Annotated in this window: 27 protein-coding genes and 1 pseudogene; 21 read left to right on the forward strand and 7 right to left on the reverse strand. The window is 70.0% G+C overall.

Going from position 1 to position 26939, the window contains the following annotated elements:
* Positions 1-2 precede the first annotated feature (2 nt).
* The 4 genes from OH735_RS04305 to OH735_RS04320 all read right to left on the reverse strand — a co-directional run bounded on the left by OH735_RS04305 (position 3) and on the right by OH735_RS04320 (position 6670).
* Entirely contained in the window at positions 3-2831 is a 2829-nt protein-coding gene (locus tag OH735_RS04305; RefSeq protein WP_406379596.1) for a DUF1349 domain-containing protein, read from the reverse strand.
* A gap of 67 nt (positions 2832-2898) precedes the next feature.
* A complete protein-coding gene (locus OH735_RS04310; RefSeq protein ID WP_406379597.1) occupies positions 2899-3930 on the reverse strand; it encodes an ABC transporter permease in 1032 nt (343 codons plus the stop codon).
* A complete protein-coding gene (locus tag OH735_RS04315; protein ID WP_406379599.1) occupies positions 3927-5522 on the reverse strand; it encodes a sugar ABC transporter ATP-binding protein in 1596 nt (531 codons plus the stop codon). The genes OH735_RS04310 and OH735_RS04315 overlap by 4 nt, the downstream gene beginning before the upstream one ends.
* Positions 5523-5626: 104 nt before the next feature.
* A complete protein-coding gene (locus OH735_RS04320; RefSeq protein WP_406379601.1) occupies positions 5627-6670 on the reverse strand; it encodes a substrate-binding domain-containing protein in 1044 nt (347 codons plus the stop codon).
* Between the two features lie 397 nt (positions 6671-7067).
* On the opposite strand from OH735_RS04320, the gene OH735_RS04325 reads away from it, so the two are divergent.
* The 9 genes from OH735_RS04325 (at position 7068) to OH735_RS04365 (ending at position 14160) form a co-directional block, all read left to right on the forward strand.
* Positions 7068-7835, forward strand: coding sequence for an SDR family NAD(P)-dependent oxidoreductase (locus OH735_RS04325; protein WP_406379603.1), 768 nt, complete (start codon positions 7068-7070; stop codon positions 7833-7835).
* 67 nt (positions 7836-7902) lie between these two features.
* Entirely contained in the window at positions 7903-8619 is a 717-nt protein-coding gene (locus OH735_RS04330) for a FadR/GntR family transcriptional regulator (protein ID WP_406379605.1), read from the forward strand.
* Positions 8616-9761: a galactonate dehydratase gene (gene dgoD, locus OH735_RS04335; protein WP_383763693.1), complete on the forward strand. Its 1146-nt coding sequence runs from the start codon at positions 8616-8618 to the stop codon at positions 9759-9761. The genes OH735_RS04330 and dgoD overlap by 4 nt, the downstream gene beginning before the upstream one ends.
* Positions 9755-10648, forward strand: a complete 894-nt coding sequence (locus tag OH735_RS04340) for a hypothetical protein (protein WP_406379607.1) — start codon at positions 9755-9757, stop codon at positions 10646-10648. The genes dgoD and OH735_RS04340 overlap by 7 nt, the downstream gene beginning before the upstream one ends.
* On the forward strand, positions 10648-11274 hold the full coding sequence (locus OH735_RS04345; protein WP_406379609.1) for a bifunctional 4-hydroxy-2-oxoglutarate aldolase/2-dehydro-3-deoxy-phosphogluconate aldolase: 627 nt from the start codon (positions 10648-10650) through the stop codon (positions 11272-11274). The genes OH735_RS04340 and OH735_RS04345 overlap by 1 nt, the downstream gene beginning before the upstream one ends.
* The gene (locus OH735_RS04350; protein WP_406379611.1) at positions 11271-12236 is read left to right on the forward strand and encodes a sugar kinase; all 966 of its coding nucleotides are present in this window, start codon (positions 11271-11273) and stop codon (positions 12234-12236) included. The genes OH735_RS04345 and OH735_RS04350 overlap by 4 nt, the downstream gene beginning before the upstream one ends.
* Before the next feature lie 145 nt (positions 12237-12381).
* On the forward strand, positions 12382-13254 hold the full coding sequence (locus tag OH735_RS04355) for an SMP-30/gluconolactonase/LRE family protein (protein ID WP_406379613.1): 873 nt from the start codon (positions 12382-12384) through the stop codon (positions 13252-13254).
* Between the two features lie 85 nt (positions 13255-13339).
* Positions 13340-13465, forward strand: a complete 126-nt coding sequence (locus OH735_RS04360) for a hypothetical protein (RefSeq protein WP_406379614.1) — start codon at positions 13340-13342, stop codon at positions 13463-13465.
* Positions 13466-13671: 206 nt separating this feature from the next.
* The gene (locus OH735_RS04365; protein ID WP_406379616.1) at positions 13672-14160 is read left to right on the forward strand and encodes a glutathione peroxidase; all 489 of its coding nucleotides are present in this window, start codon (positions 13672-13674) and stop codon (positions 14158-14160) included.
* 158 nt (positions 14161-14318) lie between these two features.
* Here OH735_RS04365 and OH735_RS04370 read toward each other — a convergent pair whose 3' ends face one another.
* On the reverse strand, positions 14319-15545 hold the full coding sequence (locus OH735_RS04370) for an acyl-CoA dehydrogenase family protein (RefSeq protein WP_406379617.1): 1227 nt from the start codon (positions 15543-15545) through the stop codon (positions 14319-14321).
* Between the two features lie 175 nt (positions 15546-15720).
* On the opposite strand from OH735_RS04370, the gene OH735_RS04375 reads away from it, so the two are divergent.
* The gene (locus OH735_RS04375) at positions 15721-16371 is read left to right on the forward strand and encodes a TetR family transcriptional regulator (protein WP_406379618.1); all 651 of its coding nucleotides are present in this window, start codon (positions 15721-15723) and stop codon (positions 16369-16371) included.
* A 43-nt stretch (positions 16372-16414) separates the two neighbouring features.
* Here OH735_RS04375 and def read toward each other — a convergent pair whose 3' ends face one another.
* Entirely contained in the window at positions 16415-16960 is a 546-nt protein-coding gene (gene def, locus OH735_RS04380; RefSeq protein ID WP_406379620.1) for a peptide deformylase, read from the reverse strand.
* A gap of 114 nt (positions 16961-17074) precedes the next feature.
* Here def and OH735_RS04385 point away from each other — a divergent pair, with 114 nt between their 5' ends.
* From OH735_RS04385 to OH735_RS04405, 5 genes are all read left to right on the forward strand, one after another.
* The gene (locus tag OH735_RS04385) at positions 17075-18313 is read left to right on the forward strand and encodes a MurT ligase domain-containing protein (RefSeq protein WP_351084807.1); all 1239 of its coding nucleotides are present in this window, start codon (positions 17075-17077) and stop codon (positions 18311-18313) included.
* A gap of 34 nt (positions 18314-18347) precedes the next feature.
* The gene (locus OH735_RS04390; RefSeq protein WP_406379621.1) at positions 18348-19076 is read left to right on the forward strand and encodes a type 1 glutamine amidotransferase; all 729 of its coding nucleotides are present in this window, start codon (positions 18348-18350) and stop codon (positions 19074-19076) included.
* A 143-nt stretch (positions 19077-19219) separates the two neighbouring features.
* The gene (locus tag OH735_RS04395; RefSeq protein ID WP_406379623.1) at positions 19220-20248 is read left to right on the forward strand and encodes a 6-phosphofructokinase; all 1029 of its coding nucleotides are present in this window, start codon (positions 19220-19222) and stop codon (positions 20246-20248) included.
* A gap of 111 nt (positions 20249-20359) precedes the next feature.
* Entirely contained in the window at positions 20360-21310 is a 951-nt protein-coding gene (locus tag OH735_RS04400) for a cytochrome c oxidase assembly protein (RefSeq protein ID WP_406379625.1), read from the forward strand.
* Between the two features lie 66 nt (positions 21311-21376).
* Positions 21377-21535, forward strand: a complete 159-nt coding sequence (locus OH735_RS04405; protein WP_389994347.1) for a hypothetical protein — start codon at positions 21377-21379, stop codon at positions 21533-21535.
* A 34-nt stretch (positions 21536-21569) separates the two neighbouring features.
* On the opposite strand, the gene OH735_RS04410 is transcribed toward OH735_RS04405, so the two are convergent.
* Positions 21570-21965, reverse strand: a complete 396-nt coding sequence (locus tag OH735_RS04410; protein WP_406379627.1) for an SSI family serine proteinase inhibitor — start codon at positions 21963-21965, stop codon at positions 21570-21572.
* A 397-nt stretch (positions 21966-22362) separates the two neighbouring features.
* On the opposite strand from OH735_RS04410, the gene OH735_RS04415 reads away from it, so the two are divergent.
* The 6 genes and pseudogenes from OH735_RS04415 to OH735_RS04440 form a co-directional block, all read left to right on the forward strand.
* Positions 22363-22959, forward strand: coding sequence for a hypothetical protein (locus tag OH735_RS04415; RefSeq protein ID WP_406379629.1), 597 nt, complete (start codon positions 22363-22365; stop codon positions 22957-22959).
* A gap of 4 nt (positions 22960-22963) precedes the next feature.
* Complete coding sequence (locus OH735_RS04420) at positions 22964-23443, forward strand: cupredoxin domain-containing protein (protein WP_406379631.1); 480 nt, start codon at positions 22964-22966, stop codon at positions 23441-23443.
* A gap of 13 nt (positions 23444-23456) precedes the next feature.
* A complete protein-coding gene (locus OH735_RS04425) occupies positions 23457-24920 on the forward strand; it encodes a family 78 glycoside hydrolase catalytic domain (RefSeq protein WP_406379633.1) in 1464 nt (487 codons plus the stop codon).
* Between the two features lie 322 nt (positions 24921-25242).
* Entirely contained in the window at positions 25243-26139 is an 897-nt protein-coding gene (locus OH735_RS04430; RefSeq protein ID WP_406379635.1) for a serine hydrolase, read from the forward strand.
* A gap of 173 nt (positions 26140-26312) precedes the next feature.
* Positions 26313-26543, forward strand: a complete 231-nt coding sequence (locus OH735_RS04435) for a hypothetical protein (RefSeq protein ID WP_406379636.1) — start codon at positions 26313-26315, stop codon at positions 26541-26543.
* Positions 26544-26620: 77 nt separating this feature from the next.
* Positions 26621-26928: pseudogene (locus OH735_RS04440) on the forward strand (LytR family transcriptional regulator); the annotation flags it as partial.
* Positions 26929-26939 lie beyond the last annotated feature (11 nt).

A 26939-nucleotide genomic window follows, 5' to 3' on the forward strand; every position in this document is an offset into this window, starting at 1 on the left:
GGTCACCATTCCGAAGCGAACCGGACCTTGACGTCCCCGGCGGTGAATCCGCTGAAGAGGAACGGCGTGTCCGCGGCAGAGCTGTTCTCGGCCTCGGCCAGTACACCGAAGCGGGCATCGCCGAGCCAGGACGCGTCGAGCGGTCCGCCGACAGCGGTGAAGGTCGTGCCGTCGAGGGAGTACGAGGCGGTCACGCTCGTGCCGGTGCGCTGCAGTCGGAGCCAGACGTCCTCCTGAGCGGGATCGGGGATACGGGCCGGCTCCGCCGGGGACCCGCTGTGTTCGGTCGAGACGGTGAGGGTCGGTGCGCCCTGGTTGTGCTTGCGCTGGAGGGCGATGTAGTCGTTGTCGCCGCGGTAGAGGATGAGCCCGGCCTCCATGTAACCGCGGGTGGTACGTCCGGTCATCTTCACCGTCGTGGTGCCCGTGCCGTTGCCGACACCGGTGAGGAGGACGTTGCGGGCGCTGTTCTGTCCGGCCCACAGGAATCCGTGGCCGGTGGGCGTCAGCGCCAGCGTGTCCGTCGGTCGCACGGTGCGGTGGTCGGGCTGGTCCCGAACGACCGACCAGTCGCCGGTGTTCAGGCTCAGGGGGGGCTTGGCGCAGCCGGACGAGGAGGGGTCCCCGCCGATGTGCAGGGTGACCGGAACGCCGGTGACGCGCCCGAGCTGGCTGGGCGCGCTCGGGGTGAGGGTGACCGTGCCGGCCGCCTTCGCGGTGACCTTCCCGCTCCCGTCGACAGTGGCGACCGCAGTGTCGCTGCTGGCCCAGGTCGTCGACGGGAGCAGCGGGAGGATGTGGTCGGCGCCCTGGACCACCTCGTCGCTCGTGACCTGCGCGGTGTCGGTGGCGTTCAGATCGGCGCGCAGATTGAGGCCGTTGTCGAAGTTGTTGCCGTTGATCGAGGCGCCGGACGAGCCCCGGTAGCTGAACAGCGGGGTGGAGTACGTCGAGGCTGTGGCGGTGGCACGCACCTCCGTGGTGGTGCCGGGCGCCGGGCAGGGGTTCTTCGCCCGGGCGGTGAAGGTGGACTCCCGGTCGAGTCGGGAGACGTCGTTGCGCACGAAGGTGATGCCGCTGACGCTCTTGGCGTCGAGCAGCTTCACGTCGCCGGTCTGGAAGGTGTTGTCCTCCACTCGGATGTTGTGGTGCACCGGCTCGGCGGCATCGACGACCTGGTTGGTGGGCTCGACGAGGATCACCGGGCCGGCGGGCCTTTTGAAGGTGTTGTGGCTGATCAGGACGTCATTGACGGGGCCGGACTCGTACCACTGGTAAGCGTCGGAGGAGATGAAGATGCTGGACATCTGCATGCCGTCGAAGACGTTGTCCTTGATCACGACCGGCTTGCGGCTGGTGACCAGGACACCTCGGGTGGGGATGTTGCGGAAGGTATTGCCGCTGATGTCGACGGTGGGGGTGTACGTGGTGTTCTCGACGACAAAGTTCCCTGCCGTCACCGTGTCGGGTATCGCCTTGTCGAACGTGACCGTCATGCTGGTCAGGGACTTGTCGTGGTCGGTACCGGAAGGGCCGTCCACCGACACGACTTTCGCGGTCACACCCGGCACCGGCGCCATGGTGCGCTTGTCCACGATCTCGACCGAGTCACGGGGGTGGAACTGGGGGAAACCGGCTGTCTGCGGGTGCTTGTAGGCGAGGGTGAGCACCTTCTTGTCGGCGGGCCGCGAGGTGACCTCGACGTAGGTGCCGTGGATGTTGATCGCGTCGTCGTGCGCGCCGTCGAAGATGTTCCCGGTGACCTGCACGTGGCCCTTGATTCCGGACATCTGGACGAAGTCCGCGAATCCGGCCGTGCTGCGCCCGGAGGCCGGATCGGTGCGGAACTCGTTGCCGTCGATGGTGATGTTCTTGCTGAACTGCCCGAGGAAGCCGAAGCCGTGCAGGTAACGGGCCTTGAGACCGCGCACGGTGATGTCCTTCGACTCCCAGAACACGGCCGATGCCGTGTCCCGGGTGTCCTCACGCATCTGGTAGACGAGCCCGCGATCGCCCGGTGCGGTGGCGGTGGAGTAATCGATGCGCAGCTTCTGCCCGCCGAGGTCGCTCATCGCGGACACGTTGTTGAACAACGGATTGGCGCCGCGCCAGGTGCGCTGGGCCGCCGGGTCGTAGGTCTGGCTGTAGCGCATCTTGTCGACGCCCGACCAGTACGGCAGGCCGGTGGCCGGGCTCGTCTCGCCGAGCCAGGTGACATGGTTGTTCGCCACCGAGAAGCCGTTGGTTGGCGGGACGGACAGCACGCGGTACGCGTGCCCGTTCTCCACGCCGGCCTCGGTGACCTCGGCATCGACCACCTTGGGCGCGGTGACGTCGAAGCTGAAGTCGGTGACGGCCACATTCCGCGAACGGATCGCCACGAACGTGCTCATCAGCCCGTGGAACTGCAGGTGCGAGCCGTCGCCGTCGATGGTGACGTCACGCATGTCCTCGATCAGAATGCCGATCCGCTTGTCGCGGTAGGTCTGGTTCGCGCCCACGGTGTTGGAGAGATAGAGCTCCCGGGTCTCGGCCTGCTCCGGATAGAGCTGGTAAGTGCCGTGCGGGAACAGGATCCTCGTCGGGCCCTTCAGGGTCTTGGCGTGCCGCATCGCTTGGGCGACAGCCGCGGCGCTGTCCTGCTTGCCGGTCGGATCGGCGCCGAAGTCGGTGACGTCGACGACCGTCTCGGCGGCGCCGTCCGACGCGGCCGTCGCGATCGGGACAGGCGCGCAGAGCGAGAGCAGGAAGGCCGCCGCCAGTACGGCAGTACGCGGGCGACGGTGCGCACCGCGCGGTGTCCTGCCCGTCGCCGTGGTGGTGTCTGTCATCGAGACCTCATCTCTGGGTAGGGGCGACTGACGTGCGGGGTCACCCGTGGAATCCGGTGAGCGGTGGTCAGTGCGGCAGTCCGACGGGGCGCTCGCCGCTGCGGCGTTGCTGAATGACGACGGCGATGACGAGGAGCGCGCCCTGGGCGACGTTCTGCCAGAAGCTGTTGATGCCCTGGACGGTGAGTCCGTTCTCGAGGCAGCCGAGGAGAGCCACGGCCAGAAGGGTGCCGCCGATGCCGCCCTTGCCGCCCTTCAGCGCGGCGCCACCGAGCGCGGCGGCGGTGATCGCCTTCAGTTCCAGGCCCTCGCTGCCAGAGGTGGGCTGACCGGACCCCGTGCGGGCGGTCAGGAGGATGCCGGCGATGGCGGCGACGATGCCGACGAGTGCGTAAACGGCGATCAGGTACTTGTTGATGTTGATGCCGGCAAGGCGGGCCGCGGTGTCGTTGCCGCCGATGGCGTAGATGTTGCGCCCGATGTCGGTGTACTTGAGCAGGAGGTGCACGGCCGCCGCGACGACGACGAGGATCCAGACCATGACGGGCAGGCCGGCGATCTTGCCACGGCCGAGGAAGATGAAGACGTCGTTGTTGAGCACGTACCCCTGGGCCCGGCCGTCGGACAGAAGCTGGGCGAGGCCCTTGTAGGCCGCGAGCCCGGCGAGTGTGGCGATGGTGGGGTTGACCCTGCCGTAGACGATGACCAGACCGTTCAGGACCCCGATGAGGAGACCGACGCCGACCGCGGCAAGCATGCCGACGAAGGCGTTGGAACCGGCCGAGGTGAAGACCATGGCACTGACCACGGACGCCACGCCTGCCTGGGAACCGACGGAGATGTCCAGCCCGCCACAGATGATCACGACGGTCTGCACGATCGCCAGCAGGCCGGTGATGGTGGCGGCCTCGGCGATCACCTGCATGTTCGACCAGCTGAGGTAGTTGCTGTTGAGGATTCCGAACAGGATCAGCACAAAGGCCAGAGCACCGATGAGGCTGATGTTCTGCCCGCCGAGGCCGGCGAACCGCTTCGGCCCGGCGGGCCGCGGGTCCTCAGGGTTTCCCTTCAGTACTGTGGAAGTCGTCGTGGTCGTCATGAGTTTGCTCCAGAGGCGCCGGCGTCGACGATGTCGTCGGCCATGGCGAGGGCGAGGATGGATTCTTCGGTAGCGTCGTGATGGTCGAGTTCCCCGGTGATCCGGCCGCCCTGCATCACGACCACCCGGTCCGCGAGGCCGAGGAGTTCGGGGAGTTCGGAGGAGATCACGAGGAGGGCGACGCCCTCGGCGGCGAGGTCGGCGATGATCTGGTAGATCTCGGCCTTGGCACCGACGTCGATGCCACGCGTCGGCTCGTCGAGGATCAGCACCTTGGGCTTGCGGGCCAGCCAGCGGGCCAGGACGACCTTCTGCTGGTTGCCGCCGGACAGCTTGCGGACCTCGTGGTTGATGGAAGGGGTACGTACGCGCAACCGGTCGGTGTACTGCTGGGCGAGTTCCCGCTCCGCGGACCGCCTGATGAACCTCAGGCGCCGCAACCGGTCCAGGACCACCAGGGAGGTGTTCTCCCGGATCGACTGCTGCAGGAACAGTGCCTGCGCCTTGCGTTCCTCGGGCGCGAGCCCGAGACCGGCGCGGATGACGGCGCCGGGGTCGCCGGCGCGCAGCGCCTTGCCGTCGAGGGTGGCGGTGCCGCTGTGGATGGGCAGGTCGCCGGCGAGCGCCAGGGCCAGCTCCGAGCGGCCCGCGCCGATCAGCCCGGCCAGCCCCACCACCTCCCCCGCATGGACCCGCAACGAGATGTCGGTGACGTCGTCGGTCGTGAGGTTGTTGACGTCGAGCACGAGACGGTCGGTGGCGACCTTCTGCCGGACGAACATGCTCGACAGGTCCCGGCCGACCATGAGGCGCACCAGTTCGCCCTCATTGGTGGTGCTCGCCTGCTGAACACCGACCAGGTTGCCGTCGCGCAGTACGGCGATCCGGTCGGCGAGCCGGAAGATCTCTTGCATGCGGTGCGAGACGTAGACGACGGCGATGCCCTGCCCGCGCAGCCGCCGGATGAGTGCGAACAGCGCCTCCACCTCGTGTTCCGACAGGGACGATGTGGGCTCGTCGAAGGCGATCAGCCGCGCCGGGACGGAGCCCGTCAGCGCCCGCATGATCTCCACCAACTGACGTTGTGCTGGCGTGAGTTGCGCACCCAGGAGGTCCGGGTCGAGCACGTCGGCGAAGCCGAGTCGCTGAAGGTCGCTCTCGATCCGGCGGCGCAGCTCCGCGCGGTCCAGAAGCCGTCCGGCCTTGCGGGGCAGGGCGCCCGCGTAGACGTTCTCCGCGACGGAGATGTGCGGGATGATCTCCGGCTCCTGCGGGATGATGCGGATCCCCGCAGCACGCGCGTCGGCCGGTGAGCCCAGCAGCACGCGTTCGCCACCGATCAGCACGTGCCCCTCGGTGGGCTGATGGTCGCCGGTGAGGATCTTCAGGAGAGTGGACTTCCCCGCCCCGTTCTCACCCATCAGCGCGGTCACCTGACCACAGGGGAATTCGAGCGTCACACCGCCGAGCGCCCGCACAGCGCCGAAGCGCTTCGTGACCGCCGCGACGCCGACGGAACCGTTCGGGGTCCCCGGCTCGGGTTCCTTGCCCGCCGGGCCTGTTCGAGCCGTGTTCTTGTGAGGACTGGTCATGTATCGGTTCACCTCAAAGGTGTCGTGCAGGTCGGTGTTCAAAGCGGCGGGATGCAGCGGGCCGGCTGCGGCCTTTGTCCCGCGGCAGCCGGCCGGAAGCAGCGTCAGCCGCAGTTGACGCCGGACTTCTGCCAGTTGGAGGCGTCGACCATGGTCGTGGGGGCGAAGGCCTCCTGCGGGAAGTCTTTGCCGTTCTTGAGCTTGTCGTACATCGTCTGCACGGCCAGCGCACCGACGTCCTTGCCGTTGATGAACAGCGCGGCCTTCATTCCGCTGGGCTTGTCCGCCTGCCACTCCTTGCAGGCCAGGTACGCGCCCAGACCGACACCGATGACGTGGTCCGGGCCGATGCCCGCGTTCTGCAGTGCGGTGACCCCGCCCATGACGTTCTCGTCGTTGCAGCCCCACACGACCCAGTTCTTCACGCCCGCGTTGGCGGTGATCGTCGCCGCGATCTTGTCCTGGGCGCCGGTCGGGGTGTTGTCGGTGGGCACGTCGAGGACCTTCACACCCGGCACGGCCGCGTCGAATGCCTTCTTGGCGGCGGCGACCCGGTCGCCGCAGACCGTCACGTCCTGCTTCCACGCCGAGACGACACGGGTATCGGCGGCCTTCCAGCCCGCCTTGTCGAACTCCTCCGCCGCCCGCTTGCCGACCTGCTCACCCATCTGCTGACCGCTGAAACCGATGCGCGGAACAAGGTCGCTCTTGCCGCAGGCGACCGGGTCGGGACCGGTGGTGCAGATCTGGTCGTCCGAGGTCAGCAGGGCGACCTTGCCGTCCCGCGCGGTCTGCACCACCTGGGGACCGACGGCCGGGTCCGGCACGACGATGATCACGCCGTTGGCCTTCTGCGCGACGGCGGACTGCACCTCGCTCACCGTCTTGTTGGCGTCGTTGCCCAGGTTGACGACCTTCAGGTCGATGCCGAGCGCCTTCGCCTTCGCCTTGGCTCCCGCCGCCTCGCTGACGAAGTACTCCTGGTCGCCCTGCTTCTGCAGGTAGGTGAGAGAGATCTTGCCCCCTGCCTTGGCCGTCGAGTCCCCTCCTCCCGTCTCCTTGCCGGAGGAACAAGCGGTACTCAGGCCGAGGGTGAGCAACAGGCCGGTAGCGGCAGCGATGTTCCGGCGTTGGTGTGTGGTGAACATGTCGGCTCCATTGAGGGAGAGTTCGGAACTCAGGTAAGCGGACCGGGGCACTGGGCTCCGGCCGGGGCGTCGGCCACGGTCCGTGCCGCCCGTGAGGGTGGTGCGGTGGCACGGTCGAGGCGCGCGGCTCGGGCTGGTCATGTGTCTCGACGCGTCGGAGCCCATGGCGGCCTTGTCGACCGCGTCCGGAACGCCGGTGTGTGCTCACGGTGTCGATGGAGCCCTGCGCATCGTGCGCACCGCAGCGCCCGCACCGGAAGCCCGAGTCGGCGGCACGGGTCCGGTGGGGCCGTGCGCCGCGCCACCTTCTCACGCGTCGTCCTGCGGAATCCTGGGCTCGACCGGACCCCCTGTCAAGGTATTTGCATAATTAATGTCCAGAGGTACGGTGTGCCGCATGACAGAGCAGACGGGCCTCCGATTCCAGGGCCGAGTGGCGGTGATCACCGGCGGCGCCGCCGGGATCGGCGCCGCGACGGCACAACGGCTGGCGGCAGAGGGTGCGGCGGTGGTCGTCGTGGACATCGCCGACGCCGCGGGCCGGGAGACGGTAGCGGCGATCACCGAACAGGGCGGCCGGGCCGAGTACCGGCACGGCGACGTGACGTCGGCGGGGATGTGGGACGACCTCGCCGCGCATGTGGCGGACCGCTACGGCCGGCTGGACGTGCTGCACAGCAACGCCTACTCCGTGGTCGTCAAGGCCGCCCACGAGCTGACCGAGCCGGAGTGGGACGGCCAGCTGGCAGTCACGCTCAAGGCCGCCTGGCTCGGCGTGCGCGCCTTCGCCCCCGCGCTGCGCGACAGCCACGGCTCGGTGGTCCTCACCTCCTCCGTCCACGCGCTGATCGGTCTGCCGGGGCATCCCGCCTACGCCGCCGCCAAGGGAGCGCTGGTGGCTCTGGGGCGGCAACTGGCCGTCGAATACGGGCCTCAGGTACGGGTCAACACCGTCCTGCCGGGTCCGATCATGACCGCGGCCTGGGACCGCGTGGATGAGGCCGGGCGGGCCGACAGCATGGCCGAGACGGTGGCCAAACGCTTCGGCAGACCCGAGGAGGTCGCGTCCGCAGTCGCCTTCCTGGCGTCGGCCGACGCCTCCTACGTCACGGGCACGTCCCTCGTGGTCGACGGCGGCTGGTCCGTCGTCAAAGCTTCCTCCTGACATGAACCAAGATCCGCGCACCGGACGTCCCGAGGGACGACCCCGCGCTCGTTGGGGGGGAGCCCACATGAACCAGCCCACACGCGGTCTGCACCAGCAGATCGTCGACATCCTCGGCGAGCGCATCGTCCGCGGCGTCCATGCACCCGGGTCGTTTCTGTACCCCGACCGGATCGAGCAGGAACTCCAGGTCAGCAAGACCGTGCTGCGCGAGGCCCTGCGGGTCCTGGCTTCCAAGGGCCTGATCGACTCCCGGCAGAAACGCGGCACCTTCGTCCGGCCCCGCTCCGACTGGAACCTGCTCGACGGCGACCTGCTGCGCTGGCAGGGCCAGGGCATCCCGGACGCCGGCTTCCTGGACAATCTCGCCGAGGTCCGTGGCATCGTCGAACCGGCAGGGGCCCGTCTCGCGGCCCTGCGCCGCGACGACGACGACCTCGCCGCCCTGGCCGAGGCGCTGGAGCGCATGGCCACAGCCGGCAAGGACACTGACGCGATGGTCGAGGCCGACCTCGCGTTCCACCGGTCGCTGCTGGCCGCTACCCACAACGAACTACTCACCCGCATGGAGGTCGTCCTCGAGGCCGGTCTCCGGGTGCGCGACCACCTCGTGCACGGCGCGGACCACTGGACCGACTCGATCCCCGCCCACGACGCGGTCCTCGCGGCCGTGCAGTCGCAGGACCCCGACGCGGCCGAACGCGCCGTTCACGCGCTGCTCGACCAGGCCGGCGCCGACCTGCGGAACGTGATGAAGAACCGCCCCCCGGAGGAGACCGGATGAAGATCACAGCACTGGAGACGTTCCTTGTCGCCCCACGCTGGCTGTTTCTGCGCATCGCCACTGACGAGGGCATCACCGGATGGGGCGAACCGGTGATCGAGGGCCGGGCCGAGACGGTCCGCGCCGCCGTGCACGAACTCGCCGACCTGCTCGTCGGCGAGGACCCGCTGCGCATCGAGCACCACTGGCAGGTGCTCACCAAGAGCGGCTTCTACCGCGGCGGCCCCGTCCTCTCCAGCGCCGTCGCCGGCATCGACCAGGCCCTGTGGGACATCGCCGGCAAGGCACACGACGTACCCGTGCACCAACTCCTCGGCGGCGCCGTCCGCGACCGGCTGCGGGTGTACGCCTGGATCGGCGGCGACAGCCCCGAACACGTCGCCGAACTCGCCCGCGAACAGGTCGAGGCCGGGTTCACCGCGGTCAAGATGAACGGCTCCGCACAGCTACGGCCCATCGACACGCTCGCGCAGAGCCGGGCCGTCGTGGACCGGGTCACCGCCGTCCGCGAGGTACTCGGCGACGACCGCGACGTGGCCATCGACTTCCACGGCCGGATGTCCACCGCCACGGCGAAGCGGATCCTGCCACTGCTGGAGCCCCTGCACCCCCTCTTCGTCGAGGAGCCCGTCCTTCCGGAACACTCTCGCAACCTGCCTCAACTCGTCGGCGTCACCTCGGTGCCGCTGGCACTGGGCGAACGACTGTACTCCCGCTGGGACTTCCATGACGTGCTGGCCAGCGGAATCGCCGTAGCCCAGCCGGACGTCTCGCACGCCGGCGGCATCTCGGAGGTCCGGCGCATCGCCGCACTCGCCGAGGTCCACGACGTCGCCATGGCCCCCCACTGCCCGCTCGGCCCGATCGCGCTCGCCGCGAGCATGCAACTCGGCTTCGCGATACCGAACTTCCTCATCCAGGAACAGAGCCTGGGAATCCACTACAACCGCGGTCACGACCTGCTGGACTACCTGCTCGACCCCACACCGTTCCACTTCACCGACGGACACGCCGCCCGGCCCACCGGACCGGGCCTCGGCATCCAGATCGACGAGAACGCCGTCCGACGCGCGGACGCCATCGGGCACCGCTGGCGCAACCCGGTCTGGCGACACAGCGACGGGTCCTTCGCGGAATGGTGACCGGACCCGCGCTGCCCCGCCCCGCACGGCTCCCGGTCCTGGCCGAGACCGACCCCGACCACGGCGGCCGCTGGACCTCCCTGCGCACGGGCGGCCGGGAGTGGCTGTGGCACCGCCCTGATGCCGCGCGCCACGCCGTCCGCCCAGGTGACGCGTTTGTCGACGCCGGCGGATTGGAGGAGTGCCTTCCGACGGTGCGCGGCACCCCCGATCACGGCGCCGCCTGGTCCCGCCCCTGGCAGCGCACCCGCGACGGCGACGTGCTGGAATGCCCGGACTTCGTCCTGCGCCGGACGATCCGGCAAGGTCCGGACGCCCTGCGGGCCCGCTACCGGCTGACCGCCGATCCGGGATACCGTCTGCTGTGGGCGGCCCACGCCCTGCTCGACGTCGGCCGCGACGCCCGGCTGGACGCGCCCCGCTCCGCGGCGACCAGGCTCTTCCCCGAGGCGGCGACGCTGCTCGACCGTGCCTGGCCCCCCGGCGCACCCCACCTCACGGGCTTTTGGCCCTCCCCGTTCGGGCTGCGGCTGGACCGGCTCGGTCCCGATGACGGCACCGCCGTCGGGGCGATCATCACCGACTGCCCGAGCGTGCGGGTCATCGACGGTCCGGACACCCTCACGCTCACCGTACACACCGACGCGGACATCCCCGTGTCCGTCGCACTGTGGCGCAACCTCGGCGGCTGGCCCGACGGCGCGCCCTACCGCAGCATCGGCGTTGAACCCATGCTCGGTGCCGTCTTCGACCTAGCCGAGGCCGGACCGGACGACGCAGCCACGGTCCCGTCCTGCGGTGAGCTGTGCTGGGAACTCGAGATATCGGCCACCCGCGCCCCCCGTACACCACACACTCCTCCCCCGACACTCCCCGGAAGTCCCTGATGAAACTGACCGACCTGTCTCACCGCACCCTCGCCATCGTGCGCGGCCGCGACCGCGAGGCCGCGCTGCGCACCGTGCTCACCCTGGCCGAAGAAGGCATCACCGCTGCCGAGGTGTCCCTCACCACCGCCGACGCGCTGTGGGTGATCGAGCGTGCTCGCCGTGAACTGGGCCCCGATGCCGCGCTCGGCGCGGGTACGGTCCTGACCGCGCACGACGCCTCCCGTGCCGCCGACGCGGGAGCCGGCTTCCTGGTCACACCCGGGTTCGTCCCCGACCTAGCTGCGGAGGGGGCGGTTCAACTCCCCGTACTGATGGGCGCGCTGACACCCAGCGAGGTGATCGCGGCGGTCCGCTCCGGCGCCCTCGCCGTGAAGCTCTTCCCCGCGTCCCTCGGTGGGCCGGCCCACCTCAAGGCACTGCGAGCCCCCTTCCCAGAGGTACCGTTCATCCCCGTCGGCGGCATCGACACCGAGCAGGCAATCGCCTTCCTCTCCGCGGGCGCCGTCGCGGTCGGTGTCGGCAGCCCCCTGATCGGTGACGCGGCCAGTGGCGGCGACCTCGCCGCACTACGTGCCCGTGCGGCACGCTGGCGCGCCGCGCTGGCCGGAGCGGTGACCGCATGAGCGCGCTCCGAGCGCCCGACGTGGTCACCGTCGGCGAAACCATGGCCGCTCTCAGAGCCACAGGCCCGATCAAGCTCGCCCGCCCCATGGAACTGTCCGTCGCCGGCGCGGAGTCGAACGTCGCCATCGGCCTGGCCCGCCTGGGCCACCACGTCTCCTGGGTCGGCGCCGTGGGAGACGACGAGTTCGGGGCTCTCGTCCTGCGCACTCTGCGCGCCGAACAGGTCGACGTGTCCCATGCCCGTGCCGACACCGAGGGGCGCCCGACCGGGCTGCTGGTACGCGAGGACGGCATCGGCGACCTGGCCAGAGTCCGCTACTACCGCGCCGGTTCGGCCGGAGCGACGCTCCGGCCCCCGGACGTCCTGGCCGCGCTGCGCCCCGGGGTACGCGTCCTGCACCTGACCGGGATCACTCCCGCCCTCGGCGCGTCCGCCGCCGAAACCGTCCTGGTCGCCGCCGAGCGGGCGGGGGAGCTGGGGGCGACAGTCTGTCTGGATGTCAACTACCGTGCCCGGCTGTGGTCGACGGAGCAGGCCAGACGGACTCTGCTGCCACTGGCCCGCCGCTCCGACATCCTCATCGCCTCCGCCGACGAACTGCACCTGGTGGGAAGCGACCCGTCGCTCGCCGAGGAGGAGGCCGTCGCAACCCTGATCGCCGAGGGGAGGCGTGAGGTGGTGATCACTCGCGGCGGCGATGGCGCCTGCGTCACGACAGCCGAGGGCACGGTCGACTCCGGGGTCCGCAGCGTGCCCGTCCGCGATGTGGTCGGAGCGGGCGACGCCTTCGTCGCCGGTTATCTCTCCGCACTGCTCGACGACCTGGACGTCGTCGAACGCCTGCAACGGGCGACGGCCACGGGCGCCTTCGCAGTCGCCACCCGCGGCGACTGGGAAGGGCTGCCCACCCGCTCCGAACTCGCCCTGCTGGACAGTCCGGCGGGCACGACCCTGCGCTGACCCACCGTCTGAAGAAACACCTGAATCAAATCTGCGGGTCAGAGCACTGTGATCCGCCCTGGCGGCGAATCGCAGCCCTTGCCCTGCTCCGCAGGAGTCCGTTTCCTCTCCGCCCTGAAGGGCGGAGTATCCACGGAGGAATCAGATGAACCGACATGAGTCACCAGCCGACATCTGGGCCGACGGCGACCACGAGCTCGGCGAGGGGGCCCGCTGGGTCGACGGACGTCTGGTCTACGTCGACATCCTCGCCGGACGACTGTTGGAGGTTTTGGATGATGGGAGGCGCACACCACGCGAACTGCTGCGGCTCGACGTCCCCCTCGGCGCGGTCGCCCCGGTGTACGGCCGCCCCGGCCACTGGATAGCCGCCGCCGGCACCGGCATCGCCCTGCTGACGCCGGATGGCCGGGCCGAGTGGCTGGCCCGCCCCGAGGAGCACTCCCCCGTTCCGACCCGCATGAACGACGGGGTGTGCGACCCGCACGGCCGGTTCTGGGCGGGCAGCATGCCTTACGACGGCACACCTGGCGCCGGCTCCCTATACCGCACCGATCCCGACGGCTCCGTACACCGCGTCCTCGACGGCATGACCATCGTCAACGGCCCCGCCTTCTCCGCCGACGGCGAGCTGCTCTACGTCGCCGACAGTGCTGCCGGTGTCATCCACCGCTGCACCCTCGACAGGGACGGAAATCCGACGGGCCGCGAGGAGTTCGCCCGTGTCACTGCCGGTGGCAGCCCCGACGGCATGACCGTGGACGACACCGGGCGGCTCTGGGTGGCAGTGTGGGGCCACGGGGTCGTCCATCGATACCGGCCCGACGGCACACTCGACGCGACCATCCCGCTGCCCACCCCACAACCCACCTCGGTGTGCCTGGTCCCGGAAGGCGGCCGCCTGCTCATCACCACGGCCCGGCACGGACTGACAGGGGCCACGGGTGTCGCCGGTGCTGTCCTCGCCGTCACGGTCGACGCGACGGCGCCGGCCGCCCGAGTCTTCGGCGCACCGTGAGACGCCGCTTGTTCCGACGCAGCCCAGCTACTCATGGCGCGGACGATGGCAGGAGGTCCGTTCACTGTCGGGTTCGCCGGTCGCCGTGACGCTCTTCGGCAGCGTGGCGGCGGAGCTTCTGGAATCCACCGCAAGGGAGTTGGCGAAGCTGCCGGAGATCCGGCAGTGCCTGGCCCTGGCCGGCCCGACCAATCTGATCGCGACGGTCTGAACCTCATCCCTCGTCGACGCCCAGGACCTGGAGATACGTCTCGCCTCGCACCTCCCCCATCTGCGCATCGCCGACCGGGCGGTCGCGCTGCGGGCGGTGAGGCTCATGGGCCGGCTGCCGGATCCGGACGGCCGGGCGGTCGGCTTCGTGCCGATGAGCCTGTGGGCGTAAGAATGGCCTCGGAAGCGACCTACAAGGAGACCCTCATGACGCTGTACGACATTCCGCTCCACACACTCGCCGGCGAGCCGACCACCCTCGGCGCCTACCGCGGCCAGGCGGTCCTGCTGGTGAACGTCGCCTCCAAGTGCGGGCTCACCCCGCAGTACGCGGGCCTGGAGCGGCTGCAGAAGGAGTACGGGGACCGGGGCTTCACCGTGCTCGGTGTTCCGTGCAACCAGTTCGCGGGCCAGGAGCCGGGCAGCGCGGAGGAGATCCAGACGTTCTGCTCGACGACGTACGGAGTCAGCTTCCCGCTCCTGCGGAAGGTCGACGTCAACGGTGACGGGCGGCACCCGCTGTATGCGGAGCTGACGCAGCTCGCGGACGCGGACGGCGAGGCGGGTGACGTGCAGTGGAACTTCGAGAAGTTCCTGATCTCCCCGTCCGGCGAGCCGTTGGCCCGCATCCGCCCCCGCACGGAACCGGAGGCGCCGGAGCTCGTGGCGGCAATCGAGGCCGTGCTGCCCGCCTGACGGATGCGCACCGCCGGGCGGGCCGAACACCGCAGCCGGCCCACCCGGCCGAGCAGCCACCCCGCCCGCCGAATATCCAGCCCGTCCGGCGATTGACGACAGAAGCGGGGCCAGAGGCACCGCGATCGAGCGCAGCGCCCCCACCCCGCGGCACCGCGCTAGCGGATCGGCATGCCCGAGAGGGTGCGGGCGATCACCAGGCGCTGAATCTCGCTCGTACCCTCGAAGATCGTGTAGATCGCCGCGTCCCGGTGCATCCGCTCCACCGGGTACTCACGGGTGAAGCCGTTGCCGCCGAGGATCTGGACGGCCTGCGCGGTGACCTTCTTCGCCGTCTCGCTCGCGTACAGCTTGGACATGGAGCCCTCGGCCGAGGTGAACGGCTTGCCCGTGGTCGCCATCCAGGAGGCGCGCCAGACCAGCAGCCGGGCCGCGTCGATCTGCGTACGCATGTCGGCGAGCTGGAAGGCGACGCCCTGGTTGTCGATGATCGGCCGGCCGAACTGGGTGCGGGTCTTCGCGTACTCCAGCGCGACCTCGTACGCGGCACGGGCGGTGCCGACCGCCATGGCGCCGACGGCGGGGCGGGAGGCCTCGAAGGTGGCCATCGCCGCGTTCTTCACCCGCTCCCCACCGGACGCGGCGCGCTCGCGGGCCCGGGCCAGGCGCTGGTCGAGCTTCTCCTTGCCGCCGAGCAGGCAGTGACCGGGGACGCGGACATCCTCCAGCACGACCTCGGCGGTGTGCGAGGCACGGATGCCGTGCTTCTTGAACTTCTGGCCCTGGGAAAGACCGGGGGTGTCCGGCGGCACGATGAACGAGGCGTGCCCCTTGGAGCCGAGCTCCGGATCGACCACGGCGACGACGACATGGACGCCCGCGATGCCGCCGTTGGTCGCCCAGGTCTTGGTGCCGTTCAGCACCCACTCGTCCTTGGCCTGGTCGTACACCGCGCGGGTGCGCATCGAGGCGACGTCGGAACCCGCGTCCGGCTCGGAGGAGCAGAAAGCCGCGACCTTCACGTCGTCGGCGTCGCCGTACATCTGCGGGATCCAGGTGCCGATCTGCTCCTCCGTGCCGTTGGCGAGGACGCCCACGGCCGCCAGGCCCGTACCGACGATCGAGAGGGCTATGCCCGCATCCCCCCAGAAGAGCTCCTCCATCGCCATCGGGATGCCGAGGCCCGTCGGGTCGAAGAACTGCTGGGCGTAGAAGTCGAGGGAGTAGATGCCGACCTTGGCCGCCTCCTGAATGACGGGCCAGGGCGTTTCCTCACGCTCGTCCCACTCGGAAGCCGCCGGACGGATCACGTCCGCGGCGAAGCCGTGAAGCCAGTCACGGACCTCCTTCTGGTCATCGTTGAGTTCGAGCGTGAACTCGGCCATGTTCCCCTCCACGTACTGCCCTGAAAAAAACCACTGGTTACTTGCGGTAACCGCAGTCTGTTACCGACAAGTAGCCTCTGTCAACCGCTCGGGTGCCGATCCACACGCCGCGGGCCAGGGTGTTACGTTGCGCAGGCAGGACGCAATGTGCATGGCCAGGGCGGGGAGAGGCGACATGGAGACCACACGACAGGCCGAGCGGCATCGGACAGCGGCCGAGAGCCGCCGCCGCGAGCTGCTCGAAGCCGCCGACCGCGTGGTGCTCAGGGACGGGCCGGGCGCCTCGATGAACGCCATCGCCGCGGAGGCCGGAATCACCAAGCCCATCCTCTACCGGCATTTCGGCGACAAGGGCGGTCTCTACCGCGCCCTCGCCAAGCGACACACCGACGCCCTGCTGATAGCTCTGCGGGCCGCGCTGGACGCGCCGGCCGAGCGCCGTCGGCGTGTGGAGTCGACGCTCGACACCTATCTCGCGGCGATCGAGGCCCGTCCACAGGTCTACCGCTTCCTGATGCACCCGTCCGACGACTCCGCGCCCTCGACCGAACAGGGCTTCGACGTCGGACGGCACTCCGCGCCGCTGCTGCGCAGGCTCGGCGAGGAACTCGCCCTGGTCATCGCCGAGCGAGTGGACCTGGGGCCCGACAGCGAGGCCATGGCCCGCATCTGGGGCCACGGCATCGTCGGCATGATGCATGCCGCGGGCGACTGGTGGCTCGGCGAACGCCCTTGCTCCCGTGAGCAGTTGGTGCGCAGCCTGGCAGATCTGCTGTGGGGCAGACTGGCCGACGTGGGCGACCGGCCCGGCGGCCCGGGATTCTGAGAGCCGGGCGGGTGACCGCCGGCGTCCGCTGCGGCGCGGGCGGTCAGCCGCCCCGCGCCCAGGGCGCCCGGCGGGCCGCGCGCAGCGCCCTCGACCGGCGCAGCCCGGTCAGCCGGTCCGTGTAGACCATGCCGTCGAGATGGTCGCACTCGTGCTGCAGGCAGCGGGCGAAGAAGCCGGTCCCGGTGATCCGTACCGGCTCGCCCTCGACGGTCACGCCCTCGACGACGGCCCGGTCGAAGCGCGGGGTGCCGGCCTCGATACCGGGGAGCGAGAGGCAGCCCTCCGGGCCGCGTACGGTGATGCCGTCCGCCTCGACCAGCTTCGGGTTGACGAGATGTCCGAGGTGCCGGACGTCGTCGTCGTCCGGACAGTCGTAGACGAACACCCGCAGCGCAACGCCGACCTGATTGGCCGCGAGCCCGACGCCCTGGGCCGCGTACATGGTGGCGTACATGTCCTCGACGAGGCGGGCGAGCGAGGGGCCGAAGTCCGTGACGGGTTCGCAGGCGCCGTGCAGCACCGGATCACCGAGCAGGCTCATGGCACGAATCAGTCCGGAACTGCCGGGGATCGGGCGGTTTCGCATGGCGGCAATCGTACGTTCCACGTGACCTCCGCCTTCCCGGCGGTGCCGCGGTGCGGCCGCCGCGCCGGACATCGATAGGCTGGGCGTGGACCGATGCAAGGAGGATCTAGGACGATGGCAGGCAACACGGAGCCGCTGTCGCCGCGGGCCAAGCTGGCCGTGACGGCGGGTAAGGCCGCGGCGGCGGTGTCGCGCGCTGCGGGGCGCGGCAGCGGATCGGTGATCGGCGGCCGGGTGGCACTCAAGCTCGACCCCGACCTGCTGGGGCGGCTGGCGCAGCACCTGGACGTGATCCTCGTGTCGGCGACGAACGGCAAGACAACGACGACCCGGCTGATCGCCGAGGCGCTGCGGGCCGCGGGCCCGGTCGTGTCCAACGCTCTCGGCGCGAACATGCCGGCGGGCATCACCTCGGCACTGGCGGGCGGCTCGGACGCGAAGTACGGCGTCATAGAGGTCGACGAGAAGTACCTCGCCGGGGTCGCGCGCGATACGACGCCCAAGGTGATCGCACTTCTCAACCTCTCCCGCGACCAGTTGGACCGCGCCGCGGAGACCCGGATGCTCGCGGAGAAGTGGCGCGAGGGGCTGTCCGGCTCGAAGGCCGTGATCGTCGCGAACGCCGACGACCCGCTGATCGTCTGGGCGGCGTCCTCCTCCCCCAATGTGGTGTGGGTCGCGGCGGGCCAGGCGTGGAAGGACGACGCCTGGTCCTGCCCGTCCTGCGGCGGTGTGATGCAGCGCCCCGGCGACGACTGGTTCTGCGGCGAGTGCGGTTTCCGCCGCCCCGCGCCGAGCTGGGTGCTGCACGGCGACTACGTCCTGGACCCGCACGGTTCGGCGTGGCCGATCCACCTCCAGCTTCCCGGCCGCGCCAACAAGGCCAACGCCACCAGCTCCGCCGCCGTGGCCGCCGTCTTCGGTGTGCCGCCGCAGGTCGCGCTGGAGCGCATGTACCAGGTGCAGGCCGTCGCGGGCCGCTACGACGTGGTCGGCTTCCTCGGCCGCGAGCTGCGGCTGCTGCTGGCGAAGAACCCCGCGGGCTGGCTGGAGACGTTCTCCCTGATCGACCCGCCGCCCACCCCGGTGATCCTCTCCGTCAACGCCCGGGGCGCGGACGGCACGGACACCTCCTGGCTGTGGGACGTCGACTACACCCAGCTCGCCGGTCACCCGATCTTCGTGCTCGGCGACCGCAAGCTGGACCTCGCGGTCCGTCTCGAAGTGGCCGGTCTCGACTTCCGGGTCTGCGAGAACCTCGACGAGGCCGTGCAGCAGGCCCCGCCAGGCCGCATCGAGGTCATCGCCAACTACACCGCCTTCCAGGACCTGCGCCGTCGTGTCGGCAACTGACCCCGGCCCCGGCCACCTCCGGAGAGGACGAAGCATGAGCAACAACGGTCTGCGTCTGGTCTGGGTCTACCCCGACCTCCTCAGCACCTACGGCGACCAGGGCAACGCGCTCGTGGTGGAGCGCCGGGCCCGGCAGCGCGGTCTCGATGTGCAGCGCGTCGACGTCCGCAGCGACCAGCCGGTCCCGACGTCCGGCGACATCTATCTGATCGGCGGCGGTGAGGACCGGCCGCAGCGGCTCGCCGCGGAGCGGCTGCGCCGCGACGGCGGGCTCAGCCGGGCCGCGTCCAACGGCGCGATCATCTTCTCGGTCTGCGCCGGGTACCAGATCCTCGGCCATGAGTTCATCAACGACCTGGGTGAGCGCGAGGCCGGTCTCGGGCTGCTCGACGTGGTCTCCACCCGTGGCGAGGGGGCCCGGTGCGTCGGAGACGTACTGGCCGACATCGACCCGCGCCTCGGCCTGCCGCCGCTGACCGGTTTCGAGAACCACCAGGGCATCACCCATCTCGGCCCGACGGCACGGCCGTTCGCCCGGGTGCAGTTCGGACGGGGCAACGGCACCGGCGACGGCACGGAGGGCGCGTACAACGACACCGTCTTCGGTACGTACATGCACGGCCCCGTCATGGCGCGCAACCCGCTGATCGCGGATCTGCTGCTGAAGCTGGCCCTCGATGTCAACGCTCTGCCGCCGACGGACGACCGCTGGTACGAGGCGCTGCGCGCCGAGCGCATCGCCTCGGCGACCCAGCCCGCCTGATGAGGCGTGTTCAGCTCGTCTGAGCGGAGTCCAGCAGGCGGACGTCCGGTTCGGTCCCGCCACCCTGCGCCGGTAGGGTGGCGGGGATCCAACCGGACGACGTGGTCCGGTCGTCGGCCCACGTTGCAAAGGTTTCCCGGGCAATGCGAATTGGTGTGCTCACCTCCGGCGGCGACTGCCCCGGCCTGAATGCCGTCATCCGTTCCGTCGTGCATCGCGCGGTGGTCGACCACGGCGACGAGGTCATCGGCTTCCACGACGGGTGGAAGGGTCTCCTCGAGTGCGACTACCGCAAGCTCGGCCTCGACGCGGTCGGCGGCATTCTTGCCCGCGGCGGCACGATCCTCGGCTCCTCCCGGGTCCAGCCCGCCCATCTGAGGGGCGGCGTCGAGCAGGCCAGGGGCCATGTCGCCGACCTCGGTCTCGACGTGATCATCCCGATCGGCGGCGAGGGCACGCTGAAGGCGGCCCATCTGCTCTCCGAGGCGGGTCTGCCGATCGTCGGCGTACCGAAGACGATTGACAACGACATCGCCTCCACCGACGTGACCTTCGGCTTCGACACCGCCGTCGGTGTCGCCACGGAGGCGCTGGACCGACTGAAGACCACCGCCGAATCGCACCAGCGGGTACTGATCGTCGAGGTCATGGGCCGCCACACCGGCTGGATCGCCCTGCACTCGGGCATGGCGGCCGGCGCGCACGCCATCGTCGTGCCGGAACGCCCCTTCGACATCGACGAACTGACCGAGGTGGTCGGCAAGCGTTTCTCGGCCGGCAAGAAGTTCGCGATCGTCGTCGTCGCCGAGGGCGCCAAGCCCCGCGAGGGCTCGTCCATGGAGATCGAGCAGGGCACCAAGGACATCTACGGACACGAGCGGTTCGCCGGTATGGCCACGCAGCTCTCCACCGAGCTGGAGCAGCGCCTCGGCAAGGAGGCCCGCCCGGTGATCCTCGGCCATGTGCAGCGCGGCGGAACCCCGACCGCGTACGACCGGGTGCTCGCCACCCGTTTCGGCTGGCACGCAGTGGAGGCCGCGCACCGCGGCGAGTTCGGCATGATGACGGCGCTGCGCGGCACGGACATCGTGATGGTGCCGCTGGGCGATGCCGTGGAGACGCTGAAGACGGTCCCGGCCGAGCGGTACGCCGAGGCGGAGTGCGTGCTCTGAGCGACGCCCTGTCCGACGAACTGCCCCCGGCCGCAGCTGCGGCCGGGGGCAGTTCTACTCTGGTCGGGACAACCGGCACGAAACGGGGACGTCCCCAGCGGGAGTGAACAGATGGATCACAGCGGGCACGGCATGAACATGGATCTGCCGCCGTTCACGCTGGGACGTGGACTCCAGTTCTCCGCGGACCCGTTCTTCCTCATCGGTTGCGTTCTCGCGATCGGCCTGTACGGGTACGCCGTGCTGCGGCTGCGCCGACGCGGGGACGACTGGCCGCCCGGCCGCATCGTCTTCTTCGTCGTCGGCGTGCTGTCCATCGCCCTGGTGATGTGCACGAAGCTGAACGACTACGGCATGGTCATGTTTAGCGTGCACATGGTGCAGCACATGGTGATCAGCATGCTGTCGCCGATCCTGCTGCTGCTGGGCGCTCCGGTGACCCTGGCGCTGCGTGCGCTGCCGGTCGCTGGACGTGGCCGCACCGGGCCGCGCGAACTGCTCCTCATGCTGCTGCACAGCCGCTACATGAAGATCATCACGCACCCGGTCTTCACGATTCCGCTCTTCATCGCCAGCCTGTACGCGCTGTACTTCACCCCGCTCTTCGACTTCCTGATGAGCTCGAAGACCGGACACATCGCGATGATGGTGCACTTCCTCGCCGTGGGTCTGGTGTTCTTCTGGCCGATCATGGGCGTCGACCCGGGGCCGCACCGGCCCGGCTACGTGATGCGGATGCTGGAGCTGTTCGCGGGGATGCCGTTCCACGCGTTCTTCGGTATCGCGCTGATGATGGCGACGACGCCGATGGTGGAGACGTACAAGAATCCGCCGGCCTCGCTCGGCATCGACGCGCTGAGCGATCAGAACTGGGCGGGCGGTATCGCCTGGGCCTTCAGCGAGATCCCGTCGGTGCTGGTGCTGATCGCGCTGGTCTTCCAGTGGTACCGCTCCGAGCAGCGGACGGCGAGGCGCTCGGACCGGGCGGCGGACCGGGACGGGGATCAGGAGCTGCAGGCGTACAACGCCTATCTCGCCTCGTTGCAAGCGCGCGGGCAGTAGCGGTGGGCATGCCTCCGGGGTGACGATGGCATCCACGGCCACCCGGCCGATGAGGAGGGTGAGGGCATGTCCGGATCCACGAAGACCATGGGTGTGATCACCGTGGCGGCCCTGGTGGCGGTCACCGCCTACACGGTGGCGCTGGGGAGCAGTGGCTGGCTCTGGTTCGGATGGGTGGTACTGGGGCTGATCACCGCGGGGATGGCCGCGACGCGCGAATCCTGAGCCGGGCGGGCAGCCCGGCTCAGGACGGCCGGACTCAGAAACGGAAGACCGGCCCGGTGGCCGCGTCCATCACACAGGCGTTGGGAAACGTCTTCTGCCAGGAGACGGGGCGCCCGTCCCACTTACCGGTGACGGTGGCCGTCACCGGGTCGTATTCCTGGCTGCACAGGTGCGGTTCGCCGGGCAGCGCGGCCGGATCGCCGGCCGCCTCGTCGATCGCCGCGCAGGCGGCGGCCGCCTCGGGGTGGTGGGCGTCCGGGGCGGGCGGGCAGACCAGCGCGAGGCCACGGATCCAGGTGTTCTCGCTCCCGGAGACGGCGAGGAAGAGCCCGCGGTCCGGCACCGGGTCGTCGGACCAGGCGGCCGCGGCGGGCACCGCGGCGGTGAGGGTGAGCAGGGCAGCGGCGGCGGAAGCGGCGCTCAGAGGCATCGGGGGAACTCCTGGGTTCGGGGGATGCGGGGCGTCCTGGCAGACGGACCGGGGGCGTCCCGGCAGGCGGACCGGGGCGGCCTTGCAACGGACCAGGGGCGCGCGTCCCGGGCGTCCCGCATGTCCTGAACATCCCGCCCGCCCCGGATGCCCCGCGTTCGGGAACCCCGCAAGATGATCTTGGAATTCGGGCATCGGGCAAGGCGCCGCGCCGCAACTCCCACCCTCCCGGGCAGTCGGCGGGGCCGGCTGGAGTACCGGTGGACGGCAGACCCGCACCCGGATGGATTCGACCGCCGGGTCATCCCGAGCGCCTGCCTTCCCCCCGGTCGAACGGCACCTAACGTTCGGGCCAGAGTGCCGCCGGAGCGGCGGCCCGATCCGAGGAGCTCTTGTGATGGGGAACCATGCGAGGACAGCCGCGGCCGTGATCGCGGTGGGGCTGTTCGCCGCCGCCGTCGGCGGCTGTTCGAACAGCGGCGGTACGAAGTCGACGGCGTCGAAATCCACAGCGGTGAGCACCCCGGCGGCATCGGGAAGCTCCTCCCCCGCGGCCCCGGCCTCCCCGTCGGCATCGGCCTCCGCCTCGGCAACCGTGGCCTCCGCGTCCAGCCCGCTCGGGACCATCCTGGCCGACGGCAAGGGCCGGACCCTCTACCTCTGGCTCGCCGACACCACGTCCAAGTCGAATTGCTCGGGAGAATGCGCCAAGGAGTGGCCGCCGCTGACGGTCAGCGGTGAGCCGGTCGCCGGCAAGGGCGTGAAGGCCGGTCTGCTGGGTACCACGAAGCGCGGTGACGGCAGCAGGGAAGTCACGTACAACGGGCACCCGCTGTACTACTTCGCGGGCGACAGAAAGGCCGGAGACATCAACGGCCAAGGGGTGAACGATTCCGGCGCCAAGTGGTACGTACTCGATACGTCCGGCAACAAGGTCCTGGGCGCAGCCAAGTCCGGCACACCGCAATCGGGCTCGACCGGTGGCGGTCACTGACACCATGCCCGCTTCGCTTCTGCACGGCCGGGCAGGTGTCACCGCGGCCGCCGCGATCGTCTGCGCGACCGCCCTCGTCGGCTGTTCGCACCATGGTGGCGCCAGCTCGTCGCCCACCAGCACCGCACCCTCAGCCTCCGCCACACCCTCCGCCTCCGCTTCCCCCTCGACCTCCGCCTCCCCCTCGACCTCCTCGTCGCCCTCGCCGTCCCCGGTCGGCAAGGTACGGATCACGATCAAGAACTTCGCGTTCGCACCGGCCCAGCTGCCGGTCCCCGCGGGCGCCCGGATCACCGTCGTCAACGAGGACGCCGTGACCCATACGGTGACCGCCACCACCGGCGCCACCAGCGGGAAGACCTTCGACACCGGTGATATCGCGCCCGGGAAGACAGCCACGTTCACCGCCCCGGCCAAACCCGGCACCTATCCGTACATCTGCACCATTCATCCGTACATGAAGGGTTCGCTCACCGTTCGGTGACGCGCGCGACCCCATGCCCGACGGAACACATGACCTGCGCCACGCCGCCGACGGCTGGGAGCTGCCCGGCTTCGACGACTCCGGCTGGTCGCCGGCCCTGGTCACGGACGCCGATCACCGTCTGCTCGGGGCGTCCGTCGACGAGCCCGTGCGGGCGACGGCCGTGCTGCGCCCGCGCTCGGTCACGCGGATTTCTCCGGACACCCACATCGTCGGCTTCGGCCAGAACCTAGCCGGGCGGGTGCGGCTGCGGGTCGGTGAACTCGCCGCCGGGGCGCGGGTGGTGATCCGCCATGCTGAGGTGCTGGACGGATCGGACCGGCTGTACACGGCCAATCTGCGCACCGCCGCCGCGACCGATGTGCTCATCGGGGACGGGCGCGCGCACATCGTGTTCGAGCCGCGTTTCACGTATCACGGCTTCCGGTACGTCGAAATCAGCGGGATTCCGGAGCCGCCCGAGTCCGATTTCGTCGCCTTGGCGTTGCACAGCGACACCCCGTGGGCCGGGGAGTTCGACTGCTCGGACGCGAAGCTGCGCAGGCTCCACGACTGTGTCGCGTGGGGGCAGCGCTCGAACTTCGTCAGTGTGCCCACGGACTGTCCGCAGCGCGACGAGCGGCTCGGCCGGCTGGCCGATGCGCAGGTGTTCCTGCCGACGGCGGCGCTCAACGCGGACGTCGCCGCGTTCTTCACCAAGTGGCTGCGCGACATCGATGACGCCCGCACCCCCGACGGCGGCTTCTCCAACGTCGCCCCGCGTCTCGTGGGCGTCTGCGACGAAGGCGCACCGGGCTGGGGCGACGCGGGAGTGATCATCCCGTGGCACCTGTACCGCTGCTACGACGATCCGTGGTTCCTCGCCCGGGCGCTGGAGGGCATGTGCGCCTGGATCGACCTGATTCACCGTCATAATCCGGATCTGGTCTGGCGCAGGCGGGTGGGTCCGCACTTCGCGGACTGGCTCGCCCCCGGCACTCCCACTCCGCGCGACGTCGTCGCCACAGCCTGTTTCGCGCACAGCGCCCGCCTCACGGCAAAGGCGGCCGATGTCCTGGGCCGCAAGGACGTCCAGGAGCGCCGCCACCGGCTGGCCGACGACATCCGGAGCACGTTCGCCGACTGGGAGACGCGCGGCCTGGCCGAGTACAGCGGCGGCGTGCGGTACCGCCGCGTGGTGCCCCTGCCCGCCGAAGCCGCCACGGGGCGCGTGCGGCTCGACCTCGGACGGGTTCGCGGGACGGCTCAGGTGCGGGTCGACGGCGCGGCCGCCGGGGTGCGGGTGTGTTCCCCGTACGTATTCGATCTGACGGGGCCGGCCGGACCCGGGGCCCACACCCTCGACATCGCCGTGTTCGGGACGCTGGCACCCCGCCTGGACGCGACGAGTCCGACCCACTTCGCCTTCCCGGGCCAGCGCGTCAGCGGCCTGCTGGGTTCCGTACGGCTGCGGGTCGATGGCGAGGCGCCGGTTTGACGAATATCACATGCAGACATATCGCCTCATGTCGGACATATCCCCCAATATGCTCAACACGGCCGCCTCCCGGGTGCGTAGGGTCGGCCTGGCCCATGAATGGGGATCCGGTCTGGTCCGGCTGCCCCCGACCCCCTTCATCACATCTCCGCGGCCCGAACGGACACCAGGGCGGCAACCTGCTGCGGCCCGCCTCACTGCGCGGTCGCGAGCCAAGACGCGACGGAAGCGCGCCCCTCAGCCGACCAGGGCGAGGTCCGGCGGGACGACCTCCGACACATCGCGGGACCTCCGACACATCGTGGGACAGGACACAGCCTTCATGTACCGATCACCCATCTCGACCAGCGCTCGGCGCGGTCTGGCCGCCGCCCTGGCCGCATGCTCATTGCTCACCGCGTTCACCCTGGCCACCCCGGCCTCCGCCGACACGGCCAGTGCCACGGCGGCCGGTTCGAAGGTCGTCTGCACGTCGAAGAAGCCGGGCCTGGCCGCCGCGCTGTCCCACGACGTGGCCGGCGCCCTCGACAGTCGGCAGGGAACATCGTCGCTGGCCCTCTACGACCGGAGCACCCGGACCACCTGCGAGTTCAAGGCCGGCACCCACTTCGACTCCGCCAGCGTCGTAAAGGTCTCGGTGCTCGGAGCACTGCTGCAGCAGGCCGAGGAGGCACACCGCAAGCTGACTCCGCGGGAGGTGGAACTGACCACCGCGATGATCACCAGGTCGGACAACGCCTCGACCTCCGCCCTCTGGCGCCAGATCGGTGCCGCCGGGTTCCAGGAGTTCCTCACCCGGGCCGGCATGCTCCACACCGTTCCCGGTGCGGGTGCGAGCTGGGGTCTCACCCGCACGACCGCCGGCGACCAGCTCCGGCTGATGCAGCTGCTGACGACGACGGAGAACGCCGTACTCACGCCGGCCTCGCGCGCGTACGCCCTCGATCTGATGCACCGGGTCGCCCCCGACCAGAGGTGGGGAGTGCCCGCAGGTTCACCCGCCACGGCAAGGGTGCAGGTCAAGAACGGCTGGCTGCCGCGCGCCATCGACGGATGGCGGGTGCACAGCGTGGGCTCCTTCACCGGAAACGGTCACGACTACGGCCTGGTCGTCCTCTCCAGCGGCAACCACACCATGGACTACGGCATCGACACCATCGAAGGAGCGGCCCGCGTCATCCACAGCGACCTGACCGCTGCGGCGACAGCGGGCCACTGACCGGGCCATGTGACCGCCCACCTGGTTGAGGAAGACGTTCTGGCCCTTGGCGAGGCCGACGCCCATGTGTACTGCTTCTCCCCGTGGTCGAGTTGCGTCAGGGCCCGCGATTGAGTACCGGAGTGACGCGTTTCACAATAGTTTAAAGATTGCGCAATAACTAAAGTATGAGCATGGATGCGAACGACTTGACCGGCTGGGAGCGCGCGAAGCTCGAAGGCGGCCCCGCGGACGGGGCATGGACGCGGGTCACCGACCGGCCCGCGGTGCTGCAGGTCACCTACCCCTGCCAACCGGATTCCCCGCCCGGGGACATGCGGGTGGAGGCCCTCTACCTCTATCGCCGGGATCCCCGGGTGCGGAGTGAGCCGCTGAGGTACGGATTCGATGGCGCCAGCCCCTGATGGCGCCGCCGTGCCCGGTTCAGCGGGTGACGTCGTTACGGAGCGGCTTCCCACGGCCCGAGCGGTGTCCGGCAGGCACCTGCACCAAGCTCGTGCCGCTCGCGGACGCCGCAACCCGGTCCATGACTGTCGACCCCGGCCTGGGATCAGCCGACCAGTTGCTGTCCTTCGCGATGACGATGAGGTACACCGACCTGCACAACACCAAGTTCGTGGCCGTTCCCTGGTGGTACCAGGGGCACGGGTCGCAGTCGTCGAACCGGACGCCCACGCCCTGTGGGCGGCGCAGAAAGTCGACCGGACCATCGACGGCAAGGACGCCAACAGCGAGGACGCCGACGGCAAAGCCCCGGACGAGACGGCGTCGGCAGCTGCCGGCGCCGACCTCTCCTACGG

It is taken from the genome of Streptomyces sp. NBC_01618, assembly GCF_045209435.1.
Classification (GTDB): domain Bacteria; phylum Actinomycetota; class Actinomycetes; order Streptomycetales; family Streptomycetaceae; genus Streptomyces.